This window comes from Rhodococcus sp. 05-2256-B1 (assembly GCF_002258465.1).
Taxonomy (GTDB): Bacteria; Actinomycetota; Actinomycetes; order Mycobacteriales; family Mycobacteriaceae; genus Rhodococcoides; species Rhodococcoides fascians.
The window spans coordinates 1-24,299 of the sequence record NZ_NOZA01000011.1 but is presented as its reverse complement, the minus strand read 5'-3'; the positions used below and the strand labels follow the sequence as shown (position 1 = coordinate 24,299).

Here is a 24,299-nt window from a genome sequence, read left to right as displayed (position 1 = left end):
GGACCCACCTCACACATTTCGAGAAGGAGTGCACGATGTTGGTGATACTCGGCTTCCTCATGGTAGCCGCCTTCATGTTCTTGATCTTGACCAAGAGAGCCACGCCCGTCGTCGCACTCACCCTCGTCCCTGTCATCTTCGGTCTGCTGGCCGGCGCGGGACTCGGCATCGGTGACATGATCACCGACGGCATCAAGTCCCTGGCCCCCACCGCGGCCCTGCTGTTCTTCGCCATCATCTTCTTCGGAATCATGATCGACGTCGGACTGTTCGACCCACTGGTGCGCGGCATCCTGCGTGTCGTACGCAACGACCCGATGAAACTTGTTGTCGGAACGGCCATTCTGGCCATGGTCGTCTCGCTCGACGGCGACGGCTCGACCACCTTCATCATCGTCACGTCCGCACTGCTGCCGCTCTACCTGAAACTCGGTGTCAGCCCGGTCATTCTGACGGTCGTCGCCGGACTCGCCAACGGCACGATGAACATCATCCCGTGGGGCGGCCCGACGGTTCGCGCTGCGTCAGCTCTGGGAATCTCCCCGTCCGACGTGTTCGTTCCGATGGTTCCGTCGATGATCGTCGGCCTGATCATCGTGCTGCTCTTCGCCGTTCACCTCGGCATCATGGAGCGTCGACGCATCGGCAAGCTGATCTACGAACCCGAGCTGGTTGCATCCGGCGGTGGTGGAAGCATCCGCAAGGGCGGTAAGGGCGGAAACGGATCGGGCGCCGGCGGTTCGGACGGCTCCGGCGAATCGGGTCAGTTCTTCGACGGTCTGGACCCCAATCGCGACACGCTGCGCCCGAAGTTGCTGTGGTTCAACGCTGCTCTGACGGTCGTTCTCCTCGTCATCCTGGTCATGGACATTCTTCCCATCCCCGTGCTGTTCATGATCGCTGCCTCGATCGCGCTGACGGTCAACTTCCCGAAGGTCAAGGAGCAGGGCGACGCGATCGCTCGACACTCGTCCTCCATCGTCTCCGTCGTCGCCATGGTGCTCGCCGCAGCAATCCTGACGGGCGTCTTCCAGGGCACCGGCATGGTCGAAGCCATGGCCGAGTGGCTGCTCAACGTCATCCCGTCGGGCATGGGCCCGTACCTGGCCGTGATAACCGGCATCCTGAGCATCCCGCTGACGTTCTTCATGACCAACGACGCGTTCTACTTCGGCATCCTGCCGGTGCTCACCGAGACCGCGAGCAAGTACGGCATCGACCCCGTCGAGATGGCCCGTGCCTCCATCACCGGTCAGCCCGTCCACCTGCAGAGCCCGCTGGTTCCGGCCATCCTGCTGCTGGTCACGCTCGCCGGAGTCTCGCTGGCCGATCACCACAAGAAGGTGTTGTGGCGAGCGGTGGTCGTCTCCCTCGCAATGCTGGCGGTCGGCATCGTCCTCGGTCAGATTCCGTTCGGCTGATCCCTCACCCCCACCTTCCCGAAGGAGACACCGTCATGACTGTTGGCGTACTGCACAACAATTCACCCGAGGGCCGCGCAGCACTCGCGGCCGCCGTTCGAGAAGCTCGGATCAGAGAGACCGATCTGGTCGTCCTGCACGCACTGTCGGGATCGGCCGAGCCGTCCGCCGAGGCAGGCGAAACCGCTGCGGTCTCCACCTCAGTGGAGACCGCCTTGGCCGACATCGACAACGCCGAGGCCGTGGCCTGGACCGTGGCGGTGGGTCGCCCCGATCCCGACGCCGTGAACACTCTGCTGACTCTGGTGGAGGAGCAGAAGTCCGAGATCCTCGTCGTCGGCTCCCGGCACCGCTCGGCAGTCGGCAAGTTCCTGATGGGACAGACGATTCAGCGCCTGCTGCTCGAAATTCCGGTTCCGGTTCTACTGGTCAAGTCCGGAGCGTGAGTGTTGCCGACAAGGTGACGACCGTAGTGCGGCACAGCCTCCGATGGATCGGCCTCGCGGCCGTATCCGTCGGGGGCTGGGCCCTTTTCGCCGCTCTGGGCCTCACCGCGCCGTCGCTGTTCGCCGCACTCGTCGTCGCCGTGGTGTTCGCACTGACGGGGTTGGGTCCGGCTGCCGTGCCCCGGCCTGCGTCCATGGCTGCGCAGGGCACGCTGGCGGTGACGATCGGACTCATGCTCGACACCGACACCCTCGCTGCGCTGGGTGAGAACTGGCTTCCCGCGGTCACCGTCGGGTTGGCGACCCTGATCGTCAGTGCCGGCTGCGGCGCTCTGCTGGCACTGCACCGCGACGTCGATCCGGTGACCGGAGCATTGTCTCTGATTGCCGGTGGCGCAACAGGTCTGGTCTCGGTCGCCCGCGAGCTCGGCGGCGACGAGCGCATCGTCGCCGTGGTCCAGTATCTCCGCGTGGCGTTGGTGGTCGTCACGATGCCGTTGATCGTCACCTTCGCCTTTCACACCGACACCGGTGGCACCTCCGGTAGCGACGAGGCGTCGACGACACCGTGGTACATCGGCACGGCCTTTCTGATCGGTGCCGTCGTCGTCGGAATCCTGCTCGCGAAGGCGATCCGACTCCCCGCCCCCGCCACGCTCGGACCGCTGATCGTCGCCGGAGCCTGCGAGCTACTCGGCTGGCCCGTCGACATCACCGTCCCGGAAGTCCTACTGCCGTTGGCGTTCATCGTCATCGGATGGCAAGCGGGACTTGCCTTCACCGTCGCCAGCCTGCGGGCCATCGGGCGCATCTTTCCGTGGGCCGCGCTGCTCGTACTCACGATCGGTCTGATCTGCGCACTCCTGGGCTGGGCGCTGTCCGCCGTCACCGGAGTCAGCATGTTGACCGGTTATCTCGCGACGACGCCCGGCGGACTCGCCGCAGTGCTCGCCGTGTCCGCGACGACGGGATCTGACGTCACGTTCGTCGCCTGCGTTCAGGTGATCCGGCTGGTGTCGATGCTCGTGGCCGCGCCCCTCGCTGCTGCCGCGTACACCAAGATCGCCGAACGCAAGAAGGATCGGTCCATGGCCGGGTGAGCGGATCAGTCTGCAGCCCTGGGTAGTTCGACCCGGAACGTGGCACCCGCGCCGGGAGTACTTCGCACGTCCACGGTCCCGTTGTGGGCGGTAACCAGGGCTGCGACTATGGACAGGCCGAGCCCACTGCCCCCGCTCTCACGGGTCCGGGACGAGTCGGTGCGATAGAAGCGCTCGAAGACGTGAGCTGCCTCCTCCTCGCCCAGCCCGGGGCCGGTGTCCTGCACCTCGAGCACCACCGACTCCTCGGTGGTGCCCACGCACACCGTGATCGACGCGGACTCGGGCGTGTGCCGCACTGCGTTCCCCACGAGGTTGGCCAACACCTGACGCAGCCGGGCATCGTCGCCGGCGACCTCCGGAATACCTGGTCCTGCCGATACCTTCAACGAGATGTCGCGTGCGGGCGAGACGGCCTTCGCATCGTGCACGGCATCGGCGGCGATGGTCAGCACGTCGACTCGACGTACCTCGAGGGGACGCTGGGCATCGAGTCGCGCGAGCATGAGCAGATCCTCGACGAGTAGTCCCATGCGCGCCGATTCGCCCTCGATCCGCGTCATCAACAATGCGATGTCGCTCATAGCCCCCTGCCGGTACAGCTCGGCGAATCCCCGGATGGTCGTCAGCGGAGTCCGCAGTTCGTGGCTGGCGTCGGCGACGAACCGGCGCATCCGATCCTCGGACGCCCGCGCCGCTTCTTCCGAGGCGGCGGTCGCCGCGAACGCCCGCTGTATCTGCGAGAGCATTCCGTTCAACGCCGCCGACAGTCGACCGACTTCCGTTCTCTCGCTGCGGTGGGGCACCCGCCGGTGCAGATCGCCTGCGGCAATCGCGGCTGCCGTCGTCTCCACCTCGCGCAACGGCCGCAGACTGCGCCGCACCACGAAGTACGCCACCACACCCAACACCACCAATACCGCTGCCCCGATGTACAACTGGAGCACCATCAGTCGGCTGACGGTCTGTTGATTGGGACCCAGCGGAATTCCCACAGTGGTGGATCCGTCACTGTTGGTCACCGTCAACACGCGCCACTGTTTCCCTGGGTCGCTCTCGGAGCCGACCGTCGTCGGCCGATCGGCGGTGACACCGGAGAGATCCGGAACACTTTCTGCCACATCGTTGATGGGACCCCGTACGGTGCCGTCGTTCGCCACGGACCGGACGTAGAAATTCGACGGCGGGCGACCAGGATTGGGCTCGCCGATGGGTGGAAGTGGGCGGGAGTCAGGTTGCGCCCACCCCCGAGATGCCTCGACCAACTGCTGATCGAGGCGACGCATCAACGACGTCTCCAACGAGGACGTCACCGCGACACCCGATGCCAGCAGTCCGAGCCCGACCAACAGCAGCAGGGCCGCAACCAGAGTGAAGCGCAACGGGATGTCCCCCAGCCGTGAGCGGAGGCCGGTCACCGCGGCTGCCGCATGACGTAGCCGACGCCCCGCAACGTGTGGATCAATCGGGTATCCCCCGTGTCGACCTTACGACGCAGATACGACACGTACGACTCCACCACTCCCACCTCACCGCCGAAGTCGTAGTGCCACACGTGATCCAGAATGCGGGGCTTGCTCAGCACTGTTCCGGCATTGACCATGAAGTACCGCAGCAGTGTGAACTCGGTCGGCGAGAGCGAGACCGGCTCGCCTGCCTTCCACACCTCGTGGGTGTCGTCGTCGAGTTCGATGTCCGCGAACGCAACTCGGGACGATTCGGTCTCCTCGGTCCGACCGGACCGGCGCAGAATCACCCGGAGCCGAGCCACCACTTCCTCGAGGCTGAACGGCTTGGTGACGTAGTCGTCCGCGCCGAGCGTCAGACCGGTCACCTTGTCTTCCACGGAATCTCGCGCCGTCAGGAACAACGCCGGAGCATCCACTCCGTCTGCGCGCAGCCTGCGCAGCAGACCGAAGCCGTCCATGCCCGGCATCATGACGTCGAGGACCAGTGCCTCGGGCCGAAAGGTACGCGACTTGTCCAAGGCCTCGGGGCCGGAGGACGCCGTCGCGACCTCGAATCCCTGGAACTTGAGACTGACCGCCAACAGCTCGACGATGGTCGGTTCGTCGTCGACGATCAGTACACGCGCTTCGGGGGTTTCGCTCACGGTGTCCATCATCGCGCGCGTTGCTGCTCGTCCGCTGGACTCTCGCTGTGAGGTTGCTGTGAGCCCCGAACGAGAGGGGCCCGAAGAGAGGGCATGATGGAGCGCGATGCACCCTGCGAACGCCGATCGCCGCACGAGGCGCAGGCCGACGGTCACTTCCATGCACGTATTCGCAACTCTGCTCGTGTTGGGCATCGTGACAGGTCCGTACCTCGCCGAGTGGGTCGCCGCCTCCCCTGCCCTGCGAACCGGAGCCACCGTCTTCACCGGGATCTTCGTGCAGGCGACGCCGTTCCTGGTGCTGGGCGTGCTCGTCAGCGGCGGCATCGCCGCGTTCGTCTCCCCGGCCGTGCTTCGACGTGTGGTCCCGAAGAACGAGCCCGCGGCGGTCGGTGTGAGCGGACTCGCCGGGATGGCATTGCCCGGGTGCGAGTGCGGAGCTGTTCCCGTCTCCCGGCGGTTGATGGATCAGGGAATGCCGACGTCGGCGGCTCTGGCTTTTCTGCTGTCGGCACCGGCGATCAACCCCGTCGTTCTCGTGTCGACTGCGGTGGCCTTTCCTGGTGAGCCGGCGATGGTTCTCGCCCGATTCCTCGCCTCGCTCGCCACCGCTGTGGTGATGGGCTGGCTGTGGACGCGATTCGGTAAGGCCGAGTGGATCACCGCGCGGCTGGCGGATCGAGGTCACGATCACGAAGGCTCGAGGTGGGAGACGTTCCGCGAGTCGGCTCGTGCAGACCTGCTGCAGGCCGGGGCGTTTCTGGTGTTCGGTGCCGCGGCAGCCGCGGCCCTGCACCTGGTGATTCCCGACCGGGTGTACGAGCACCTGGCCGGTCAGCTTCTGCTGGCCATCGTGGTGATGGCCGTTCTGGCGGTTCTGCTGGCGCTGTGTTCGGAGGCCGACGCGTTCGTCGCGGCCAGTATGTCGATGCTGCCGCTGCTCCCGCGCCTGGTCTTCCTGGTGGTCGGTCCTGCCGTCGATCTGAAGTTGATGGCGATGCAGGCGGGCAGCTTCGGGCGCAGTTTCGTCCTCCGCTTCGCACCACTGACCTTCGTCGTGGCGATCGTGTGCGCCTCGGTCGTCGGCGGACTCCTGATCGGCGCGCGATGAAACGCGAGGTGCAGAACGTCCTGCTGTTCCTTTTCGGCGGAGCGATCGTGAAGATCTCGCTCGACGGCAGCTTCGTTCGGTACGTCAAACCGTCACTGCATCCGTATCTGCTGATCGCGGGCGTGCTGATCGTCGTCCTCGCGGCAGCCTCGATCGTCGCCGACATCCGGCGCGGTGGGCCGACGGACGGCCACGATCACGACGCACGCCCGTATTGGCTGCTGCTCGTGCCGATTGCGGTGATCCTCCTCGTCGCCCCGCCCGCGCTCGGTGTCTCGGCGGTCGGCGACCGATCCGTGGACGCCGTCTCGACCCACGAGAAGACACCCTTCCCGCCGCTACCCGACGGGCAGGCCCCCGACGTCCCGTTGCTCGACGTCGTGCAGCGGGCCGTCCGAGATTCGGAGGGCAGCCTCGACGGCCGGGAGATCAGTGTCACCGGATTCGCCGTGGCGACCGCGAACGGTGGGTCGCCGCGCGTCGACGGCACAACCGACGGCCTCGACCTCGCCCGTGTCCTGATCATCTGCTGCGCGGCCGACGCACGATCCATCCGAATTCACCTGGACTCCAATTCGACTGTCCTCGAAGAGGTTCCGGACGGAACCTGGCTGCAGCTCACCGGCACCGTCGACGCATCGACCGCGACCGAAGCCACCGCCTTCACCCCCACGATGACGGTCTCGACGGCCCGGCGCATCGACCCGCCGACGAACACGTACGCGTACTGACACCGGAAAATTCGCGTCCCCGCCGAAGAAAAATTGGTACCGTCGTACAGGTCACTTCCGACAATCGGACGAGGCGCGCCGTACCCGAACAGCGACAAGACGGTGCCGAGAGGTGATTTCTCATGGCATGGCTGATTCTCATCGTTTCCGGCGTTCTCGAAGCGATCTGGGCGACTGCGCTCGGTAAGTCCGAGGGCTTCTCCAAGCTCGGACCATCGGTAGTTTTCGGTGTCGCGGTGGTGCTCAGCATGATCGGTCTCGCGGTCGCGATGCGGTCGTTGCCCACCGGAACCGCGTATGCGGTGTGGGTGGGAATCGGTGCCACCTTGACCGTGGCGTACGCGATGATCACCGGTGCCGAAGCAGCGTCGTTCCTCAAAGTCGTACTTCTGGTCGGCATCGTCGGCTGCGTTGTGGGACTGAAGGTTCTTCACTGATTTTCCCGGCTACAAGCAGTTACAGTAAAACGATGAACTGGGTGTCAGCGATCACACTGCCCGCACGGGCCGGCTTGGCCATCGCCGAGCAGGCGATCGGCGTCGCAGAGGTCGCGTTGGCGACCACCAGGATGGCGTTGGCCACCGGCGCGTCCGGCACGGCCGGAGTGGCGTCGCTCGCCAATCCGCGCGGCGGCACGATGCAGCTGCTCACCCAGCTCGGCCAGCTCACCTCCGACGATCGCGCGCTGGGCAACGCCCTGAAGGAGGGCGGGCCACTCGACCGCCTGCTCGCCCAGGGCGGCGTCGTCGATCGACTCACGTCCGAGGACGGCACGCTCGAGCGCCTGCTGTCTCCGGGTGGGCCGGTCGAACGCATTCTCGCTCCCGGCGGACCCTTGGACCGACTGCTCGCCGAGGACGGACCGCTCGAACGGTTGCTCGCCGAGGGCGGTCTACTGGACAGGATCACCGCCACCAACGGCCCCCTCGAGCGCCTGACGGCGAAGGACGGTCCGCTCGAGGTGTTGACGCGTCAGGACGGTCTGATCGAACGGGCCATCGCGGAGAACGGCATCCTCGAGACGATGCTGGCCGAGGACGGTGCCGTCGAGCGTCTGACGGCCAAGGGCGGGCCGCTGGACCAGTTGGTCAAACTCTCCGAGACGCTGACGTCCGTGGCTCCGAACATCGAGCGTATGAGTATCTCGATCGACATCCTGCAGGATTCCGTGGAGATCCTCTCGGCGGCGGTGCATCCACTCGGCGAGCTGGTCGGCCGGCTGCCGAGCCGCTGGCTCAAGAGCGGTAAGCAGTCGGTGCACGAGCTGCACTGACGGGCCGCAACTTCGGCGCTTCGCCGAGAGTCGTAGGCGACAAATGTTAGCGCTCACACCGCTCACGTGGGGTGCAAAAAGAAAACTTTGACAATGCCGATGTTATCGCTCACACTTTCGTTTTGATGTGATGCGAACCACACGGGACCACCCGACGGCCTCCGCTTCACGGTCTACCTCACAACACAGGGAGAAACGATGAAGTTTCGAAAGCTATCCGTGGCTACGGCCGCGGTGGCCCTCACCCTCACGCTCGGTGCGTGCGGATCGAGTACCAAGACCGCAGACGAGGCTCCGGCCGAGGGCGGCAGCACCGCAGGTGCGTTGATCGGCGTCACCATGCCGACGAAGTCCTCCGCCCGTTGGATCGCCGACGGCGACAACCTCAAGAGCGCGTTGGAGGGCCAGGGATACAAGGTCGACCTGCAGTACGCGGAGAACGACATTCCCACCCAGGTCAACCAGATCGAGAACCAGATCACCCAGGGCGCGAAGCTGCTGATCGTGGCCTCGGTGGACGGCACCGCCATCACCACCCAGCTGCAGGAAGCCAAGGACAACGGCATCGGTGTCATCGCCTACGACCGGCTCATCCGCAACTCCCCGGACGTCGACTACTACGCGACGTTCGACAACTACAAGGTCGGCGTCGACCAGGCCACCTCACTGTTGGTCGGCCTCGGGCTGAAGAACGAGGACGGCACCGACAAGGCCGACGCGCCCGCCGGCCCGCTCAACATCGAGGTTTTCGCCGGTTCGCCCGACGACAACAACGCCACCTTCTTCTTCGACGGTGCCATGGAGACCCTGAAGCCGTACCTGGACAAGGGAACTCTGAAGATCGGTAGTGGCGAGTCCGACTTCGGAACCGCTGCCACCCTGCGCTGGGATCCGGCGACGGCACAGAAGCGCATGGAAGACCTGCTGACCAAGACGTACTCCTCGGGCCAGAAGGTTCAGGGCGTGCTCTCCCCGTACGACGGTCTGTCGATCGGAATTCTGTCCGCGCTCAAGAGCAACGGCTACGGAACCGCCGGTCAGCCCTACCCGGTCGTCACCGGACAGGACGCCGAGGTGCCGTCGGTCAAGTCGATCATCGCCGGTGAGCAGTACTCCACGATCTACAAGGACACGCGCCAGCTGGCCGAGGTCACGATCCAGATGGCTCAGGCCATGCTCAACGGTCAAACTCCCGAGACCAACAACACCACCGATTACGACAACGGCGAGAAGGTCGTTCCGGCGTACCTGCTGCAGCCCGAGATCGTCTACAAGGACAACTACGAGAAGCTGCTCGTCGAGGGTGGCTACTACACCGAGGATCAGTTGAAGTGAGTTCGGCGATGACGAGCCCGATTCTGGAGATGCGCGGCATCACCAAAACATTTCCCGGCGTCAAGGCGCTACAGGATGTCACTCTCTCGGTGAATCGCGGCGAGATCCACGCGATCTGCGGCGAGAACGGAGCAGGCAAGTCGACGCTCATGAAGGTGTTGTCGGGTGTGTACGCTCACGACACATTCGACGGCGACATCGTGTTCGACGGTCGAGAGCGCTCGTTCTCCGACATCCGGAGTAGCGAGGCCGAGGGCATCGTCATCATCCATCAGGAACTCGCACTGAGTCCGCATCTCTCCATTGCCGAGAACATCTTTCTCGGCAACGAGCGGTCCAAGCGCGGGTTCATCGACTGGAACCGAACGAATTCCGAGGCCGCAGCCCTACTGAACCGGGTAGGGCTGCGGGAGAATCCCGTCAACGTCGTGAGCGATCTCGGCGTCGGCAAGCAGCAACTCGTCGAGATCGCCAAGGCACTGTCCAAGGACGTGACCCTGCTGATTCTCGACGAACCCACTGCGGCACTCAACGATTCCGACTCCGCACATCTGCTGGATCTGTTGCGCGGTCTACGGGACGAGGGCATCACGTGCGTGATCATCTCGCACAAGCTCAACGAGATCGCGGCCATTGCCGACCGGACCACGATCATTCGGGACGGCAAGACCATCAAGACGCTGGACATGCGAGACCCGGACGTCACCGAGGATCGCATCATCTCACTGATGGTCGGCCGCGATCTCGAGCACCGGTTTCCGCCCCACGAATCGACTGTGGGAGAGGAAGTTCTGCGCATCGAGGACTGGACCGTGCACAGTCCGACCCAGCAGGGCCGAACCGTCGTCGACAAGGCGAACCTCACGCTGCGGCGCGGTGAGATCGTCGGCCTCGCCGGGTTGATGGGTGCCGGCCGTACCGAGTTGGCCATGAGCGTCTTCGGCCGAAGCTACGGGATCGACATCTCGGGACGGCTCTACAAGTACGGCAAGGAAATTCACGTCAAATCCGTCAACGATGCCATCCATCACGGCATCGCGTACGCCACCGAGGACCGGAAACGGTACGGGCTGAACCTGATCGACGACATCAAGCGCAACATTTCCACCGCGGCGCTGGACAAGTTGGTGACGGGAGGCTTCGTCGACGCCAACCAGGAATACAAGGTCGCCGAGGGCTTCCGCAAGAGCATGAACATCAAGGCACCGAACGTCTCCGCCGTGGTCGGCAAACTCTCCGGCGGCAATCAGCAGAAAGTCGTGCTGAGCAAATGGATCTTCAGCGATCCCGACGTGCTCATCCTCGACGAACCGACGCGAGGAATCGACGTCGGCGCGAAATTCGAAATCTATTCGATCATCAACCAACTCGCCGACGCCGGAAAGGCAGTGCTGGTGATCTCGTCCGAACTTCCGGAACTTCTCGGTCTGTGCGACCGGATCTACGCGCTGTCCGCCGGCCGGATCACCGGTGAGGTCGACCGCGAGGACGCAACCCAGGAATCTCTCATGCATCTCATGACCCGTGGAACAGGAGTACTTCGATGAACCAGCTGTCGACCGTTCGGGGGCTGCTCACGCGAAACCTCCGACAGAGCGGAATCTTCATCGCGTTCGCGCTGATCATCGTGCTCTTCACCGTGCTGACCGGAGGTCAGCTGTTGGTGCCGCAGAACATCAGCAACATGGTGGTGCAGAACTCGTACATTCTCATTCTGGCCATCGGCATGGTCGTCATCATCATCGCCGGCCATATCGACCTGTCCGTCGGATCGGTGGTGGCGGCCACCGGAGCCATCGCCGGTGTCCTCATGGTCCAACAGAACGTGCCGTGGCCACTGGCGGTGCTGATCACGTTGATCGTCGGCGGCCTGATCGGTGCCTGGCAGGGTTATTGGGTCGCGTACTTCGGCATTCCCGCGTTCATCGTCACCCTCGCCGGAATGCTCGTCTTCCGCGCGGTGACTCTCATCGTCCTCGGCAACCAGGGCATCGGGCCGTTCCCCGGACCGGTACGCACACTGTCCAACGGCTTCCTGCCCGGCTTCATGGGCAATGTGGGACTCGGGCCATTGGGTGGGGCGGACATCTTCACGTTGCTCGTCGCGATTCTCGCGGTCGCTGGAATCGTGTTCAGCCAGTGGCGTTCTCGAACGGGCCGGCAGAAGTACGGCCAGACCGTGGACGCGATGCCGCTGTTCCTGATCAAGATGGCGTTCGCCGCCGCTCTCGTGCTTGCGATCGCCGTCCAGTTGGCTCGTTTCAAGAACCTGCCGTACGTGCTGATCCTGCTCGCCGTGTTGGTCATGGGTTACTCGACGTTGGCCGGCAAGACCGTATTCGGTCGGCACGTGTACGCCATCGGCGGCAACATTCACGCCGCGTCCCTGTCCGGTATCAAGGTCAAGCCGGTCACGTTCTGGATCTTCGTCAACATGGGTGTCCTCTCGGCTCTGGCCGGAATCATCTTCGCCGGACGCCTCAACCAGGCCGGTCCTACTGCGGGCAACGGCTTCGAGCTCGACGCCATCGCGGCGGCGTTCATCGGCGGCGCAGCCGTACAGGGCGGCGTCGGCCGCATCGTCGGCGCGTTGACCGGTGGACTCATCATCGCCGTGATCAACAGCGGCATGTCGCTGATCGGATCACCCAGCGAGAGAGTGCAATTGGTGAAGGGTCTGGTGCTGCTCGCCGCCGTGGCGTTCGACATCTGGACCAAGCGTCGTGCGGCGAGCGGTAAGGGCGGCAAGGGAGACAAAGCCGCGTCCCCCACCAGTTACCTGGGCGTACCGGTACCCGCCGAGATGTTCTCCCCCGGCGAGCCCGGAAAGCCCGCACCGCCGACCTCTGCATCGATGACGAAAACGACGTGATCCGGGCGGTGACGCGCCGATCCGGTCCGGGCATGCTGAGATGGTGTTCGACCAGCGAAGGAGGATGCGTGCGATGACGCCGACCCGCGGACCGGCCATGACCGACGTCGCTCGGCTCGCGGGTGTGTCCCACCAGACCGTCTCTCGGGTCATCAACGGCCATCCCAACGTCACCGAGGCGACCAGAACGAGGGTCGAGCAGGCGATCGCGGAGCTAGGCTACCGGCCGAACACCGCAGCTCGTGCTCTGGTCACCGGCCGCAGCAGCACCATCGGGATCGTCGGCACCGGCAACGCTCTGTACGGGCCGGTGTCGACGCTCTACAGCGTCGAACAGGCCGCACGACAGGCCGGATACTCCGTCGTCGTCGGTGTCCCCACCTCGTTCGACGAGGTGGCGATCAGCACCTGCGTGCGCAGGTTGCAGAAACAGGGCGTCGACGGCGTCGTCGTCATCGCGCCGTTGAGCACCGACGGCGGCGACATCGCCGAGTTGGCCGCCGAACTGCCACTGGTGGCCGTCGAAGGATCGCCGGAAGGCGATCTGGCGGTTGTCTCGGTCGATCAGGTCGCCGGCGCGCAATCCGCCACCACACATCTGCTCTCACTCGGTCACCGCGCCGTCTGGCACGTCGCAGGCCCCTCGGGTTGGTACGAGGCGGCCGACCGCGTCATCGGGTGGCGCTCGGCCCACGAGCAGGCCGGTGTCGAACCGCCACTCGTTCTCGCCGGCGACTGGACCGCGAAGTCCGGCTTCGAGGCCGGCTGCCGATTGGCCGAGAACCCGGATGTCACAGCGGTGTTCGCCGGGAACGACGCGATGGCCCTCGGGGTGTTGCGCGCCCTCGAAGTGCACGGCCGAAAAGTTCCGACGGACGTCAGCGTGGTCGGTTTCGACGACGTTCCCGACGCGGAGTTCTTCTCCCCTCCCCTGACGACGATTCGTCAGGAATTCAGCGAGGTCGGCATCCGCAGCGTCGAAATACTGTTGGCCCAGATCGATTCCGGCAACCGCAGTACCCGACGTTCGCGTATCGAGCCGAGCCTGGTGATCCGGTCCAGCACTGCCGAGGCCCGCGACGCTCACATCCGCAGCTGAATCTCCACCAACAACCGCGCGTCCGGATCCGACAGATCCAACTCCAGAATCTGCTCGACGCGTCGGATGCGGTAACGCACCGTGTTCGGGTGGATGTGCAGCCTCTCCGCTGCGGCACGCACGTCACCGAAGCACGCCAGATACGTCTCGAGACTCTCTCGCATCGCGCCGTCGTGGGTGGCGTCGTACCGATCCAGCGCTGCGATGCGCGGGTCACGCAACTGCTCGTGATTCGAGATGATGTCGACGATCTCACCCAGCAGCACAGACGTTCTCGACTCTGCGAGCGTGGTGACCCGAACGTCGCCGGTGGTCGCGTCCAATACTCGGTCGACCTCGAACCGGGCTGCAGCCACCCCGTCGAGATCGGCGATCGGCGCGGCCACCGCAGCGCGCAAGCACAGTCCGGTTCGAGTCTCGATGCGCGACACGGCATCTGCGGTCCACACCGGAATCACCGTCCCCGACGCAGCTCCGGAGAACAGTACGTAGATTCTCTCGCCGATGACGGTCACCAGCGAGTCTCGCCTGAATGCGCTGGCGTGCAACCGGATCGACGGAGCCAGACCGGTGATGTCGAATTCACCACAGGCGGCGAATCCGACGACCGCGGCCGTCCCCGTGGTCGGAATCGACAGCGCCGCGGCCAGCGACGGAATGTCCACGCCGCCACCCCGCGCGCCGAGCAGTCGCTGAATCTGCAGCGCCTCGTTGGTCGGGGCGTTCGCGATGCGGGTGATCAGCCGGGCGGCGACCGCCGACGCTCCGCGCAACACCGCATCGGCGTCCACCGACAGCGGACGCGCGCCTTCCTGAACCCAGATCGTTCCCAGTGTTGTTGCTGCGCCGCTTATTCGACGTATCCCGACGGCAAGGCGTCGACGAATACCGAGTTCGGCATCGGCCGGTACGTCGATGACGTCGTCGGTACGGCGGAGTCGGTCGAACACCCCGCGCTCGTGCAGACGGCGAAGGTAGTCGGCCGGTCCTTCTCGCCCCAGGATCGACAGGGTCCGCAACTCGTCGGCCGAGTCGTCCGATGCCGAGTACGCCAATACGTGCGAGCGCTCGTCCTCGATGCTCACCATGCCCTTGGTCAAGGACGCAACCGTCTGCGCCAGCTCGTACAGATCGGTGTCCGCCCCGAACAGCCCGTCGTCCGAGGCCGGTGAGCGTGACTGGTCGAGGACCCCGCGCATCGTCGACAGCAGCAATTCCCAGCGGGTCTGGTGGTGTACCGCGACCAAGGCGATTCCGGTCTCTCGGGCAGCGTGGGCCAACGCGGTCGAGTCGGCCACCTTGGTCAGCACCGCAAGGGGCCTGTCGACCACCGGACGCAACGCCAGATCGTCGAACCAACGCAGCGCATTGGTCTCGGTGACGCCGACCAGCAGGGTCAGATCGGCAGCCGTTCCCGGTGGTCGACGAAGGTCGTCGCCGTCGAGCAGGGCCACGGACTCGACGGCGATCTCGGTTCCCGCCGGCGCGACCACGAGCTCGACCACGGCGCTGTGCAGCGACGTCAGCAGAGACCGCAGCGTCACAGTATTGGCCATGCGGACAAGTACACCACGAATTCTTTGGCCGATGAGCTGATTGAACGGGACGTCGAGGCGACTTCAATGAGCAGCACACACCCGAGTGCGAGGAGTCACCATGGACGCGGTCACATCAGTTCCCACCCCGGTCAACGAGCCGGTCAACACCTATGCCCCCGGAAGCGCCGAGCGCGCCAGGCTGCGCATCCGCTTGGACGAATTGCGTGCGAACCCCGTCCGCATCCATCAGGTGATCGGCGGTGTCCACCGCGACGCCGCCGGCACCGATACCGATGTGGTCGAACCCCACAAGCACGCGTCGGTCATCGGTAGCTTCGCCGAGGCAACGCACCGGGACGTGCAGGACGCGATCTCGGCGGCGACCGCAGCTGCACCGGCCTGGCGCGATCTTCCGTTCGACGAGCGAGCTGCAGTGTTCCTGCGCGCGGCCGATCTGCTGTCGGGTCCGTGGCGCGAAAGGATCGCTGCCGCAACGATGCTCGGGCAGTCCAAGTCGGCCTACCAGGCCGAGATCGACGCACCGTGCGAGCTGATCGACTTCTGGCGGTTCAATGTCGCGTTCGCACGACAGATCCTCGCCGATCAGCCGGTGTCGGCCCCGGGCGTGTGGAATCGCGTCGAGTACCGCCCGCTCGAGGGTTTCGTCTACGCGATCACACCGTTCAACTTCACCGCCATCGCCGGCAACCTGCCCACAGCGCCTGCACTGATGGGCAACACGGTGCTGTGGAAGCCGTCTCCCACCCAGGCAGTTGCCGCGTACCTGACGCTGCAGCTCCTCGAGGCGGCAGGTCTGCCGCCGGGAGTGATCAACCTCGTCCTCGGCGACGGTCCGATGGTCTCCGAAGTAGCCCTGGCCGATCCACGCCTGGCGGGCATCCACTTCACCGGATCCACTGCGACCTTCCAGACGCTGTGGCGCGAGGTCGGCAACAACATCTCGAACTACCACTCCTACCCGCGGCTCGTCGGCGAGACCGGCGGCAAGGATTTCGTAGTCGCGCATAGCTCGGCCGATCCGGACGTGTTGACCACGGCCATGATTCGCGGTGCCTTCGACTTCCAGGGGCAGAAGTGCTCGGCCGCTTCGCGGGCATTCGTGCCGAAGTCGCTGTGGGCTCGCATGGGTGAGACGTTCATCGAGCAGGTGTCGGCCCTGAAGTACGGCGACGTCACCGACCTGTCGAACTACGGCGGTGCCGTCATCGACCGAAAGGCGTTCGACCGCAACGCAGCAGCGCTCGACCGCGCGAAATCCGTGACCGGCCTGACCATCGCCGCCGGTGGAACGTGCGACGACACGGAAGGGTACTTCGTTTCTCCCACGGTCCTTCTCGGCGACGATCCCACCGACGAAGCCTTCACCACCGAGTACTTCGGCCCCATTCTGGCCGTGCACGTCTACGACGACAACCGGCCCGACGCCTATGCCGACGTACTGCGCACCGTCGACACCGGATCGAAGTACGCACTGACCGGTGCCGTCATCGCCACCGATCGCACGGCCGTCGAGCAGGCCCATTCGGCACTGCGATTCGCCGCCGGAAACTTCTACGTCAACGACAAGCCCACCGGCGCGGTCGTCGGTCAGCAACCGTTCGGCGGAGCGCGTGCGTCGGGTACCAACGACAAGGCCGGCTCACCGCAGAACCTGTTGCGCTGGGCATCGGCACGCACGGTCAAGGAAACGTTCGTCCCGCCGACCGCACACGGCTACCCCCATCAGGAAGGCGAGGGCACACGATGACCACAGTGCTGAGCAACCCACTGCGGCCGGCTCTGCTGGCGGCCGCACGCTCACCGAAATTGCAGGCCACCGTGACGCGGCTGCGTGCCACCCGATCGCTCGTCGACCGCTTCGTCGCCGGTGAATCGGAGCCCGCCGTGGTCACCGCCGTCGATGCCCTGCTGGCGTCGGGACGATTCGTCTCGGTGGACTATCTGGGCGAGGACACCACCGACCGCGCGCAGGCGACAGCCACCGTTCAGTCGTACCTGTCACTGATACAACGCTTTTCGACGCGTAGTACCGCCGAGACCGCGCTCGAGGTATCGCTCAAACTCTCGGCCCTCGGTCAGGGAATCGACCGGACGCTGGCGCTCGAGAACGCGCGCGAAATCTGTACCGCGGCAACAGCGGCGGGAGTGTGGGTGACCGTCGACGCCGAGGACCACACCACCACCGACTCGACCCTGTCCATCGTGCGCGAACTGCGGCAGGACTTTCCCGATCTCGGCACGGTGCTGCAGGCGTACCTGAAACGAACCGAGGCCGACTGCCGAGAACTGTCCGGACCGAGATCTCGCATCCGACTGTGCAAGGGCGCGTACAACGAGCCCGCGTCGGTGGCGTTCCAGAGTGCACGGGACGTTTCGGACTCCTACCTACGGTGCCTGGAAGTGCTGATGAACGGCAGCGGCTACCCCATGGTCGCCTCCCACGATCCCGAGATGATCGAGGCGGCGGAGCGGCTCGCCGCGAACGCCGGACGGTCCGCAGCCGACTTCGAGTTCCAGATGCTGTTCGGAATCCGCGACCAGGAACAACGACGACTGGTCGACGCCGGCCAGCACGTGCGTGTCTACGTGCCCTACGGAGAGCAGTGGTACGGCTACTTCATGCGCAGACTCGCAGAGCGGCCGGCCAACCTCATGTTCTTCGCGCGGTCGCTGCTCTCTCGCAACTGACTTCACTCGGATCGGCGAACGTGTGTTCGAAAGTGTGTCGGTGGGTCGCGGTAGATTCTGTTCATGCTTTCGGGGGACGGCGGATCAGGGGTGGACGGCATCGAGACGGTGCCGCCTGCCCCTGACGTGTCCGACCCTGTCTTGGCGGGGTTGGTCGACGCGGTGGAGTCGGCGGTCGCCGAGTTGGCGGGGCAAGGGTCGGCGGCATGGTCGAATACCGACCGGCGTGCGGTGATCCAACGCATGGAAACTGTGTCGCGGTCTGTGACGGCGTACTCGCACACCTGGCTCAACGAACTGATCGCACAACACGGCCTCGACGTCTATCCGGGTTCGGTGCCGTGCTCGGTGGCATGGATGCTGCGAATCACCCCACGCGCGGCCGGGGCGCGAGTACGTCTGGCCGCGGAGTTGGGTGACCGCACCGCATTGTCCGGCGAAGTGCTGCCTCCGTTGTTGCCGCACACCGCTGCAGCGGTGCGGGCGGGATTGCTCGATGCCCAGCACGTGCAGATGATCCGCGAATTCTTCCGGCATCTGCCGTCGAGTGTGGATCCGCAGACCCGCGATCGCGCCGAGCAGCAGTTGGTGGGTCTCGCCTCGACGAGGCGGCCCGACGACTTCGCGCCACTGGTGGCGCATCTGGACTCGATACTCGACCCCGACGGCGACTTCGACGAGAACGAAGACGAGGACAAGAACGGAAAGCCGAGACCACGGAAACGGGATGCGTTCTTCTACCTCGGTGAGCAGGGTTCCGACGGAATGTCCGAGGGGAAGTTCTGCGTCGACTCCGAACTACGCGCCTACCTCGAAGCCTTGTTCTCCAAGGCCGCGAAGCCGGGAGTCAACAACCCTGCCGACCCGACATCGATCGTCCACGAGGATGAGACCGCCGGCGACGAGGACGGCGGCGGGAGTGGCAGTGCGGCTACGCCAAAGCCCGGGCCGATGCCCGACGAGGCAGGATCCAGCGATGCTCGATCGCATGACGAATACCTGTGGGATGGGACCGACGACAACGGTGCCAACTTCTACGGTCACGACGACCGCAGTGGCGACGACCGCAGTGGCGAAGACCGCGGTGAGGGTGAGTGCACCGACAGCAGCGATTGTGGTTGCGGCACAACGCCACACAGCACGCCCGACACCAACGACACCAACGACGATGCCGGCTCCGACAGCACTGCTGAACCCGGCGGCCACGCCGACGCCGACGCATCGGACACCGCTGCTCGTGATGCTGCCGCCGCGCGGGATCGACGCACCCAGAACGAACGCCGTCATGATGCACTGAAGATGGCGCTCCGGCACACCCTCGCCTCCGGCACCCTCGGCACCCACCGCGGCCTACCCGTCACCGCCATCGTCACCATGAGTTTGAAAGACCTCGACGCCGGCTGCGGATACGCCATGACCGCCACCGGATCCCGCGTCTCGATCCGCGACGCCATCCGCATGGCTTCGCACGCCCACCACTACCTGACCATCTTCGACGACAACGGCAGAGCCCTCTACCTCGGCCGATCCAAACGCATCGCCTCCGCCGACCAACGCATCGTGCTCATCGCCCGCGACCGCGGCTGCAGCTTCCCCTCCTGCACCCGCCCCGCGACCTGGTGCCAGTCCCACCACCTCGACGACTGGGTCGAGGGCGGACCCACCGACATCGACTCCCTCACCTTCGGTTGCGATATGCACCACGCACTTGTCGGCACCGGACCCGGCAAGTGGGCCACCACCAAAACCACAGCAGGACATCGCTATCCGGGCCGCACCCTGTGGCATCCACCGACAGGGATGGACCCCACACGCCGTGGGCTGATCAACCACGCACACCACCCAGAAGAAGTCCTCTACCCACCCGACCAGCACAACGACAACACCCGCGACACCGGCGACGAAGAACCACGACAACCCGCCTGACGACCCACACCACCACCACGGCACAGCTCTGCCTTCAACACAGCCTCGCCTCCCACACAGCCCGGCCGTCCCCACACAGCCCGGCCTCCAAGACAACCCGGCCTTACTACCCAGCCCCGGCTTCTGCCCAGCTCTATCCGGAGTACGCGGCATTGGCTTCTGCTTCTCTTAGCGGCCGGTGCCGGTGATGCGGCTGGGTTAGGTTGCGCAACATCGGGGCACCCTCACCGCATGGCAAATTACAGAGTTATCGACCCGCACGGAACCGTCGTCGCCACCAAGGACATCACCAGTTCCGAGGACGCGCACGCCTGGTTCAAGGACAGCCGCGCCGACAACGAGGAGCTGGGCTGGCGCCTCGAAGTCGAGCACGACGGCGACTGGGCATTCTTCAGCGACTCGGAAGGCACCAAGGACTAGACCTTGTGCTTTCACACGACAATCGGGCGGTCCCAGTGATTCGCGGGACCGCCCGATCGTTGTGCGGGGGGACGGCAAACGACAGTGGGCAGCCCCTGTGCAGGAGCTGCCCACCTCTTGTCGCGGCGATGTCGCCGCCAGTTCTATTGGTCGGTCGTCGGTCGGGAGGTCGGAATCGTCGACTCGAGGTCGGCAACCTGCAGCAGGCGGGTCACCGATCGGCTTGCCACGATCGACCACGAAGCACCGATGCCAGCCGTGTATTCACGAACTGCATCGAAGACGGAGAGTCCGGCGATGCCGAAGAACTCGACATTGGACAGGTCGAGAGTCAGATGCCGTTTGCTGGACACGCGACTGCAGACGAAATCGGAGAACATCGGCGCGCTGAGCATGTCGATGTCGCCGTGGACGGCGACGACGAGTGAACCGTCGGTGCCGTCGTGCGCGGTGAAGATGGCTCCGGTTGCTGCAACGGACACGGACTTCTCCGCGACGCTCACCGAAGTGGTTCGAACTTTGTTGCCTCGTGATTCAACACTCATGGCAGATCCCATCGATCGGTCGAACTGAAGGGGAAACCGATCTACGCAACGGGAGCAGAATTCTCCGCCTGACCCGGGCGCACACTTCGCTGCGTTTCCCCGTGACCGGCTGTTAGCTCAACCACGGCCAACCCTACGGCACCGGCACGCTCGGAGTCCAGCATTGGCACAATGCGGGCCCCCACCAGCGGTTCGAACATCCCGATGCGAACGCGGGCTACGTGCGGGTGCTGTTTCCCAGGTCGGCGTGATGCTCGCGCATGGCTCCGATGAGCGCTTCGAACACTCGGTGGGCAGCGTCGAGATCCGAATCCGGTAGGTCCTCGAGCGCAGCGCTGGTGCGCGCTCCCAGTGGTCCGAAGAACCCGCGAGCAACCTCCATACCGTGCTCGTCGTAGCGAAGTATGACTTTACGTCGGTCCGACGCGTCGGATTCGCGTCGAATATGACCGGACGCGATCATCCGCTCCACCAGATACGTCATCGCCGCGGACGACAGTCCGAGCATCGTGCCGAGCTCACCCGCGGTGAGGGGCGCGCCCTCGACGTCGGCGACCATCACATGCAGCAGAGCGCGAAAGTCGTTGGGCCGCAAGCTGTGCAACGCACCGAATACCTGACCGATCTGTTCCGACACCGATGACAGCGCCCGAAGGTCCGCCGATATCGCGGATTCGAGATGGTTTCGGTCGGTCATGGCGGTGGTAACTCCTTCGCTGCGGTCATGGTCAGACTACTGCCCGCAAGAGATTCAGTTGCTTAATATCTAAGTAAATGAGATTGTTTCTTCGTGGACAGCACCCGTACCGAGACCACCGCAGCCTGGGACCGCATCGCCGCGGCCGTGACGCATCGTCGATCGTGGGCGCTCGCCCTCGCCATTCTGATTCTCTCGATTGCCGTGATCGGGCTCGTCGGTAGCAACGATTCTGCCGGTCAGTCGCCGAACTCCTTGCCGACCTCCGCCGAGTCCTACCAGGTGGACGAGCTGCTCTCTCAGTTCCCGGACTCCGACACCGCACCGGTGATCCTCGTTCTGAGCCGCGTCGATGGCGGTGACCTGACCCAGGCCGATATCGAGGCAGCCGCTGCTGCGCAGGCCAGGCTGCTCACCGTCGACCGGTCGGTGACCGATGAACCTGGACCGCCTCCGATCGTCGCACCGGACGGGAAGGCCGCAATCGCGTTCGTTCAGGTGAACGCGGAACTGTCCGGCTTCACCCTGAACGACCTGATCACAAGCCTCCGATCCGCGGCGACGGACGGCCTACCGTCCGATCTCAACGCCCAGGTCACCGGCGGGCCGGCATTCGGAGCAGACATCGCCAACTCGTTCTCCGGGGCCAATTTCACGTTGCTGGCCGTCACCGCACTCGTGGTGGCAGTGCTCCTCATCGCCACTTATCGATCGCCCATTCTGTGGTTGGTTCCGCTTGCCGTCATCGGTTTCGCAGATCGGTTCGCCTCCACCGTCGGCACAGCCCTCGCCCAGGCGACCGGGCTGTCGTTCGACGGCTCGACCTCGGGGATCACCAGCGTGCTCGTCTTCGGCGCAGGCACCAATTACGCCCTGCTGTTGATCTCTCGTTACCGCGAAGAGCTCCGCCGCGAGTCCGATCACCGGCTCGCGTTGCGCCACGCCGTCCGGAACGCGGGCCCGGCCATCCTCGCCAGTAACGCGACGGTTGTCCTCGCACTGCTGACTCTGTTGCTCGCCATCCTCCCCAGCACTCGCAGCTTGGGAGCGCTGGCCGCGGCCGGACTCGTCGTCGCATCGGTGTTCGTGCTGTTCGTACTGCCGCCGTTGTTGGCGCTGTGCGGCCCGAAGCTGTTCTGGCCGTTCGTCCCCAAACCGTCCGATCGCGACACCACCACCGAGGGCGTCTGGCATTCGGTCGCCGCCGGTGTCGCTCGCCGTCCGGTGGCGACCGCGTCCATCACGATCGCCGTACTGCTCGCCTGCTGCGCTGCCCTGGTGGGCACACAGATCGGGCTGTCGCAGACCGAGCAATTCCGGGTGAGCGCCGAATCCGTCGAAGGCTTCGACACTCTCTCGCAACACTTTCCGGCCGGATCCGCCGACCCGATGACGGTGCTCGCACCCACCACGGACATCGACGGCGTCGTCGCCACCGTCCGGGACGTCGACGGCGTCGTCTCGGTGGATCGGGTTGCCGATTCCGATATAGGACTGACCCGGCTGTCGGTGGTCACCGACGCGGCCCCCGCCTCCGACGAATCCTTCACCGTCGTCGACAACCTTCGGTCCGCCCTTGCGGGTGTCGACGACGCACGAGTCGGCGGCAGTGACGCCAAGGCCCTCGACACCACCGACGCTGCCGCCCGCGATCGGCTCGTGGTGATCCCGGCGATCCTGGCGGTCGTCCTACTCGTGCTGTTGATACTGCTTCGCGCTGTCGTCGCACCGTTGATTCTCGTCGCCACCACGGTCCTGAGTGCTGTGGCCGCCATCGGGATCGGTAGCTGGGTGAGCCTGCACGTCTTCGGCTTTCCCGCGCTCGACGACAACACTCCCCTGTTCGCGTTCCTGTTTCTCGTCGCACTCGGTGTCGACTACACCATCTTTCTGGTCACGCGGACCCGGGAGGAGACGGCTCGACACGGCACCAGATCTGCGATCGTGCGGGCGGTCTCGGCCACCGGCGGCGTCATCACCAGCGCGGGAATCGTTCTGGCAGCAGTGTTCTGCGTACTCGGCGTCCTACCCCTGATCACCCTCACCCAGTTGGGAATCATCGTCGGTCTCGGCATTCTGCTCGACACCTTCGTGGTACGCACCGTCGTGATTCCCGCCCTGTTCACCCTCATCGGCCCGGGGATTTGGTGGCCGAGCACGATCGACAACGAGACGACCGCAACCAAGGAGCGAAATTCATGAAGGTACGTACGATGTTGAGCCGCACCGCAATTGCAGGAGCAGTCGCAGCAGGCGCCCTGCTCGGCGCGGCCCCGGCGCAAGCGCAACCGGTCGGCCCTTTGGGGTCGGTCGGTCTCGATCCACTGGCTCCGATCCCGTCACTCGATGTCGAACGGTACCTGGGCACCTGGAACCAGGTTGCCGCGGTGCCGCAGCCGTTCAACCTGATCTGCGCCCGTGACACGCAGGCGAACTACCAGATGATCGACGAACTCAACATTCGCGTCGAGAACACCTGCACCACCTGGACCGGCGGCGAGAACCGCATCGTCGGCAATGCTCGGGTCAACGACACCGTCACCAAAGCCCAACTGCACGTGAGCTTCCCGGGCGTCCCCACGCAGGAGAGCCAGGAGGGGCCGACCAACTACATCGTGGCCTACATCGCAGACGACTACTCGTGGGCTTTCGTCGGAAGCCCCAACCGCACGTCCGGATTCGTGCTCAAGCGCACGCCCGACGTCAGCGTCGAGCAGTTCCGCGAGATCCGCAGCGTCGTCGAATCGCTGGGTTACGACTCCAACTTCATCACCACGACGCCCACCCCGGGCGGCGCGACGACGATTCAGCAGCTCTCGACCGTGTAGTGCGGCGGAGCCGCAGTGGCGTGGTTATGTGCCGCAGAGGGGCTGTTGCATTTTGATGGTGGGGTGTCTCGAGTGTCGAGGCACCCCATTGTCGGTGGTGCGGGACAATGTGTTGGTGGCGAAGGGTTATCGACC

General features: G+C 65.0%; 22 protein-coding genes and 1 riboswitch. Of the genes, 17 read left to right on the top strand and 5 right to left on the bottom strand.

What is annotated here, in order from left to right:
* Nucleotides 1–35: 35 nt before the first annotated feature.
* Genes CH285_RS02080 through CH285_RS02070 form a run of 3 tightly spaced genes read left to right on the top strand, consistent with a single transcriptional unit; the run spans nucleotide 36 to nucleotide 2,967 of the window.
* Nucleotides 36–1,421: a CitMHS family transporter gene (locus tag CH285_RS02080; RefSeq protein ID WP_094644414.1), complete on the top strand. Its 1,386-nt coding sequence runs from the start codon at nucleotides 36–38 to the stop codon at nucleotides 1,419–1,421.
* Nucleotides 1,422–1,456: 35 nt separating this feature from the next.
* Entirely contained in the window at nucleotides 1,457–1,867 is a 411-nt protein-coding gene (locus tag CH285_RS02075) for a universal stress protein (protein ID WP_027495792.1), read from the top strand.
* Entirely contained in the window at nucleotides 1,864–2,967 is a 1,104-nt protein-coding gene (locus CH285_RS02070) for an AbrB family transcriptional regulator (protein ID WP_094644413.1), read from the top strand. The genes CH285_RS02075 and CH285_RS02070 overlap by 4 nt, the downstream gene beginning before the upstream one ends.
* Before the next feature lie 5 nt (nucleotides 2,968–2,972).
* On the opposite strand, the gene CH285_RS02065 is transcribed toward CH285_RS02070, so the two are convergent.
* Nucleotides 2,973–4,385, bottom strand: coding sequence for a HAMP domain-containing sensor histidine kinase (locus CH285_RS02065; RefSeq protein ID WP_032381603.1), 1,413 nt, complete (start codon nucleotides 4,383–4,385; stop codon nucleotides 2,973–2,975).
* A complete protein-coding gene (locus tag CH285_RS02060; protein WP_240934918.1) occupies nucleotides 4,382–5,089 on the bottom strand; it encodes a response regulator transcription factor in 708 nt (235 codons plus the stop codon). Before CH285_RS02060 ends, CH285_RS02065 begins: the two co-directional genes overlap by 4 nt.
* Before the next feature lie 151 nt (nucleotides 5,090–5,240).
* Between CH285_RS02060 and CH285_RS02055 the strand changes: the two genes are divergently transcribed.
* From CH285_RS02055 to CH285_RS02020, 8 genes are all read left to right on the top strand, one after another.
* On the top strand, nucleotides 5,241–6,191 hold the full coding sequence (locus CH285_RS02055; RefSeq protein ID WP_228139357.1) for a permease: 951 nt from the start codon (nucleotides 5,241–5,243) through the stop codon (nucleotides 6,189–6,191).
* Nucleotides 6,188–6,922, top strand: a complete 735-nt coding sequence (locus CH285_RS02050) for a TIGR03943 family putative permease subunit (RefSeq protein ID WP_032407171.1) — start codon at nucleotides 6,188–6,190, stop codon at nucleotides 6,920–6,922. Before CH285_RS02055 ends, CH285_RS02050 begins: the two co-directional genes overlap by 4 nt.
* 45 nt (nucleotides 6,923–6,967) lie before the next feature.
* Nucleotides 6,968–7,031: riboswitch (guanidine-III (ykkC-III) riboswitch) on the top strand.
* 13 nt (nucleotides 7,032–7,044) lie between these two features.
* On the top strand, nucleotides 7,045–7,359 hold the full coding sequence (locus tag CH285_RS02045; protein ID WP_094621575.1) for a DMT family transporter: 315 nt from the start codon (nucleotides 7,045–7,047) through the stop codon (nucleotides 7,357–7,359).
* Nucleotides 7,360–7,391: 32 nt separating this feature from the next.
* The gene (locus CH285_RS02040; protein ID WP_027495785.1) at nucleotides 7,392–8,195 is read left to right on the top strand and encodes a hypothetical protein; all 804 of its coding nucleotides are present in this window, start codon (nucleotides 7,392–7,394) and stop codon (nucleotides 8,193–8,195) included.
* 198 nt (nucleotides 8,196–8,393) lie between these two features.
* Entirely contained in the window at nucleotides 8,394–9,530 is a 1,137-nt protein-coding gene (gene chvE, locus CH285_RS02035) for a multiple monosaccharide ABC transporter substrate-binding protein (RefSeq protein ID WP_032374214.1), read from the top strand.
* An 8-nt stretch (nucleotides 9,531–9,538) separates the two neighbouring features.
* Nucleotides 9,539–11,077, top strand: coding sequence for a multiple monosaccharide ABC transporter ATP-binding protein (mmsA, locus tag CH285_RS02030; RefSeq protein WP_057473943.1), 1,539 nt, complete (start codon nucleotides 9,539–9,541; stop codon nucleotides 11,075–11,077).
* Complete coding sequence (mmsB, locus tag CH285_RS02025) at nucleotides 11,074–12,402, top strand: multiple monosaccharide ABC transporter permease (RefSeq protein WP_027495782.1); 1,329 nt, start codon at nucleotides 11,074–11,076, stop codon at nucleotides 12,400–12,402. Before mmsA ends, mmsB begins: the two co-directional genes overlap by 4 nt.
* Nucleotides 12,403–12,475: 73 nt before the next feature.
* Nucleotides 12,476–13,501, top strand: a complete 1,026-nt coding sequence (locus tag CH285_RS02020) for a LacI family DNA-binding transcriptional regulator (RefSeq protein WP_032367931.1) — start codon at nucleotides 12,476–12,478, stop codon at nucleotides 13,499–13,501.
* On the opposite strand, the gene CH285_RS02015 is transcribed toward CH285_RS02020, so the two are convergent.
* Nucleotides 13,486–15,057, bottom strand: coding sequence for a PucR family transcriptional regulator (locus CH285_RS02015; protein ID WP_094644410.1), 1,572 nt, complete (start codon nucleotides 15,055–15,057; stop codon nucleotides 13,486–13,488). The two genes, CH285_RS02020 and CH285_RS02015, sit on opposite strands and share 16 nt — an antisense overlap.
* Nucleotides 15,058–15,157: 100 nt before the next feature.
* On the opposite strand from CH285_RS02015, the gene pruA reads away from it, so the two are divergent.
* The 4 genes from pruA to CH285_RS01995 all read left to right on the top strand — a co-directional run bounded on the left by pruA (nucleotide 15,158) and on the right by CH285_RS01995 (nucleotide 20,094).
* The gene (gene pruA, locus CH285_RS02010; protein WP_032371593.1) at nucleotides 15,158–16,807 is read left to right on the top strand and encodes an L-glutamate gamma-semialdehyde dehydrogenase; all 1,650 of its coding nucleotides are present in this window, start codon (nucleotides 15,158–15,160) and stop codon (nucleotides 16,805–16,807) included.
* Complete coding sequence (locus CH285_RS02005; RefSeq protein ID WP_032367516.1) at nucleotides 16,804–17,748, top strand: proline dehydrogenase family protein; 945 nt, start codon at nucleotides 16,804–16,806, stop codon at nucleotides 17,746–17,748. The genes pruA and CH285_RS02005 overlap by 4 nt, the downstream gene beginning before the upstream one ends.
* 63 nt (nucleotides 17,749–17,811) lie before the next feature.
* Nucleotides 17,812–19,674, top strand: coding sequence for an HNH endonuclease signature motif containing protein (locus CH285_RS02000; protein ID WP_094644409.1), 1,863 nt, complete (start codon nucleotides 17,812–17,814; stop codon nucleotides 19,672–19,674).
* Between the two features lie 231 nt (nucleotides 19,675–19,905).
* A complete protein-coding gene (locus CH285_RS01995) occupies nucleotides 19,906–20,094 on the top strand; it encodes a hypothetical protein (protein WP_027495777.1) in 189 nt (62 codons plus the stop codon).
* A gap of 143 nt (nucleotides 20,095–20,237) precedes the next feature.
* On the opposite strand, the gene CH285_RS01990 is transcribed toward CH285_RS01995, so the two are convergent.
* Complete coding sequence (locus CH285_RS01990; protein ID WP_230073692.1) at nucleotides 20,238–20,576, bottom strand: STAS domain-containing protein; 339 nt, start codon at nucleotides 20,574–20,576, stop codon at nucleotides 20,238–20,240.
* Nucleotides 20,577–20,856: 280 nt separating this feature from the next.
* A complete protein-coding gene (locus CH285_RS01985; RefSeq protein ID WP_032371734.1) occupies nucleotides 20,857–21,336 on the bottom strand; it encodes a MarR family winged helix-turn-helix transcriptional regulator in 480 nt (159 codons plus the stop codon).
* 147 nt (nucleotides 21,337–21,483) lie between these two features.
* On the opposite strand from CH285_RS01985, the gene CH285_RS01980 reads away from it, so the two are divergent.
* A complete protein-coding gene (locus CH285_RS01980) occupies nucleotides 21,484–23,538 on the top strand; it encodes an MMPL family transporter (RefSeq protein WP_255032210.1) in 2,055 nt (684 codons plus the stop codon).
* Nucleotides 23,535–24,164: a lipocalin family protein gene (locus CH285_RS01975; protein WP_094644408.1), complete on the top strand. Its 630-nt coding sequence runs from the start codon at nucleotides 23,535–23,537 to the stop codon at nucleotides 24,162–24,164. Before CH285_RS01980 ends, CH285_RS01975 begins: the two co-directional genes overlap by 4 nt.
* Nucleotides 24,165–24,299: the final 135 nt, after the last annotated feature.

Coding starts and splice junctions, on each gene's coding strand:
- CH285_RS02060 (WP_240934918.1), bottom strand. CDS start 5,089: ATGGACACCGTGAGCGAAACCCCCGAAGCGCGTGTACTGATCGTCGAC.
- CH285_RS02080 (WP_094644414.1), top strand. CDS start 36: ATGTTGGTGATACTCGGCTTCCTCATGGTAGCCGCCTTCATGTTCTTG.
- CH285_RS01985 (WP_032371734.1), bottom strand. CDS start 21,336: ATGACCGACCGAAACCATCTCGAATCCGCGATATCGGCGGACCTTCGG.
- mmsA (WP_057473943.1), top strand. CDS start 9,539: ATGACGAGCCCGATTCTGGAGATGCGCGGCATCACCAAAACATTTCCC.
- CH285_RS02045 (WP_094621575.1), top strand. CDS start 7,045: ATGGCATGGCTGATTCTCATCGTTTCCGGCGTTCTCGAAGCGATCTGG.
- CH285_RS02005 (WP_032367516.1), top strand. CDS start 16,804: ATGACCACAGTGCTGAGCAACCCACTGCGGCCGGCTCTGCTGGCGGCC.
- CH285_RS02000 (WP_094644409.1), top strand. CDS start 17,812: ATGCTTTCGGGGGACGGCGGATCAGGGGTGGACGGCATCGAGACGGTG.
- CH285_RS02055 (WP_228139357.1), top strand. CDS start 5,241: ATGCACGTATTCGCAACTCTGCTCGTGTTGGGCATCGTGACAGGTCCG.
- CH285_RS02020 (WP_032367931.1), top strand. CDS start 12,476: ATGACGCCGACCCGCGGACCGGCCATGACCGACGTCGCTCGGCTCGCG.
- chvE (WP_032374214.1), top strand. CDS start 8,394: ATGAAGTTTCGAAAGCTATCCGTGGCTACGGCCGCGGTGGCCCTCACC.
- mmsB (WP_027495782.1), top strand. CDS start 11,074: ATGAACCAGCTGTCGACCGTTCGGGGGCTGCTCACGCGAAACCTCCGA.
- CH285_RS01975 (WP_094644408.1), top strand. CDS start 23,535: ATGAAGGTACGTACGATGTTGAGCCGCACCGCAATTGCAGGAGCAGTC.
- CH285_RS02050 (WP_032407171.1), top strand. CDS start 6,188: ATGAAACGCGAGGTGCAGAACGTCCTGCTGTTCCTTTTCGGCGGAGCG.
- CH285_RS01995 (WP_027495777.1), top strand. CDS start 19,906: ATGGCAAATTACAGAGTTATCGACCCGCACGGAACCGTCGTCGCCACC.
- pruA (WP_032371593.1), top strand. CDS start 15,158: ATGGACGCGGTCACATCAGTTCCCACCCCGGTCAACGAGCCGGTCAAC.
- CH285_RS02040 (WP_027495785.1), top strand. CDS start 7,392: ATGAACTGGGTGTCAGCGATCACACTGCCCGCACGGGCCGGCTTGGCC.
- CH285_RS02015 (WP_094644410.1), bottom strand. CDS start 15,057: ATGGCCAATACTGTGACGCTGCGGTCTCTGCTGACGTCGCTGCACAGC.
- CH285_RS02075 (WP_027495792.1), top strand. CDS start 1,457: ATGACTGTTGGCGTACTGCACAACAATTCACCCGAGGGCCGCGCAGCA.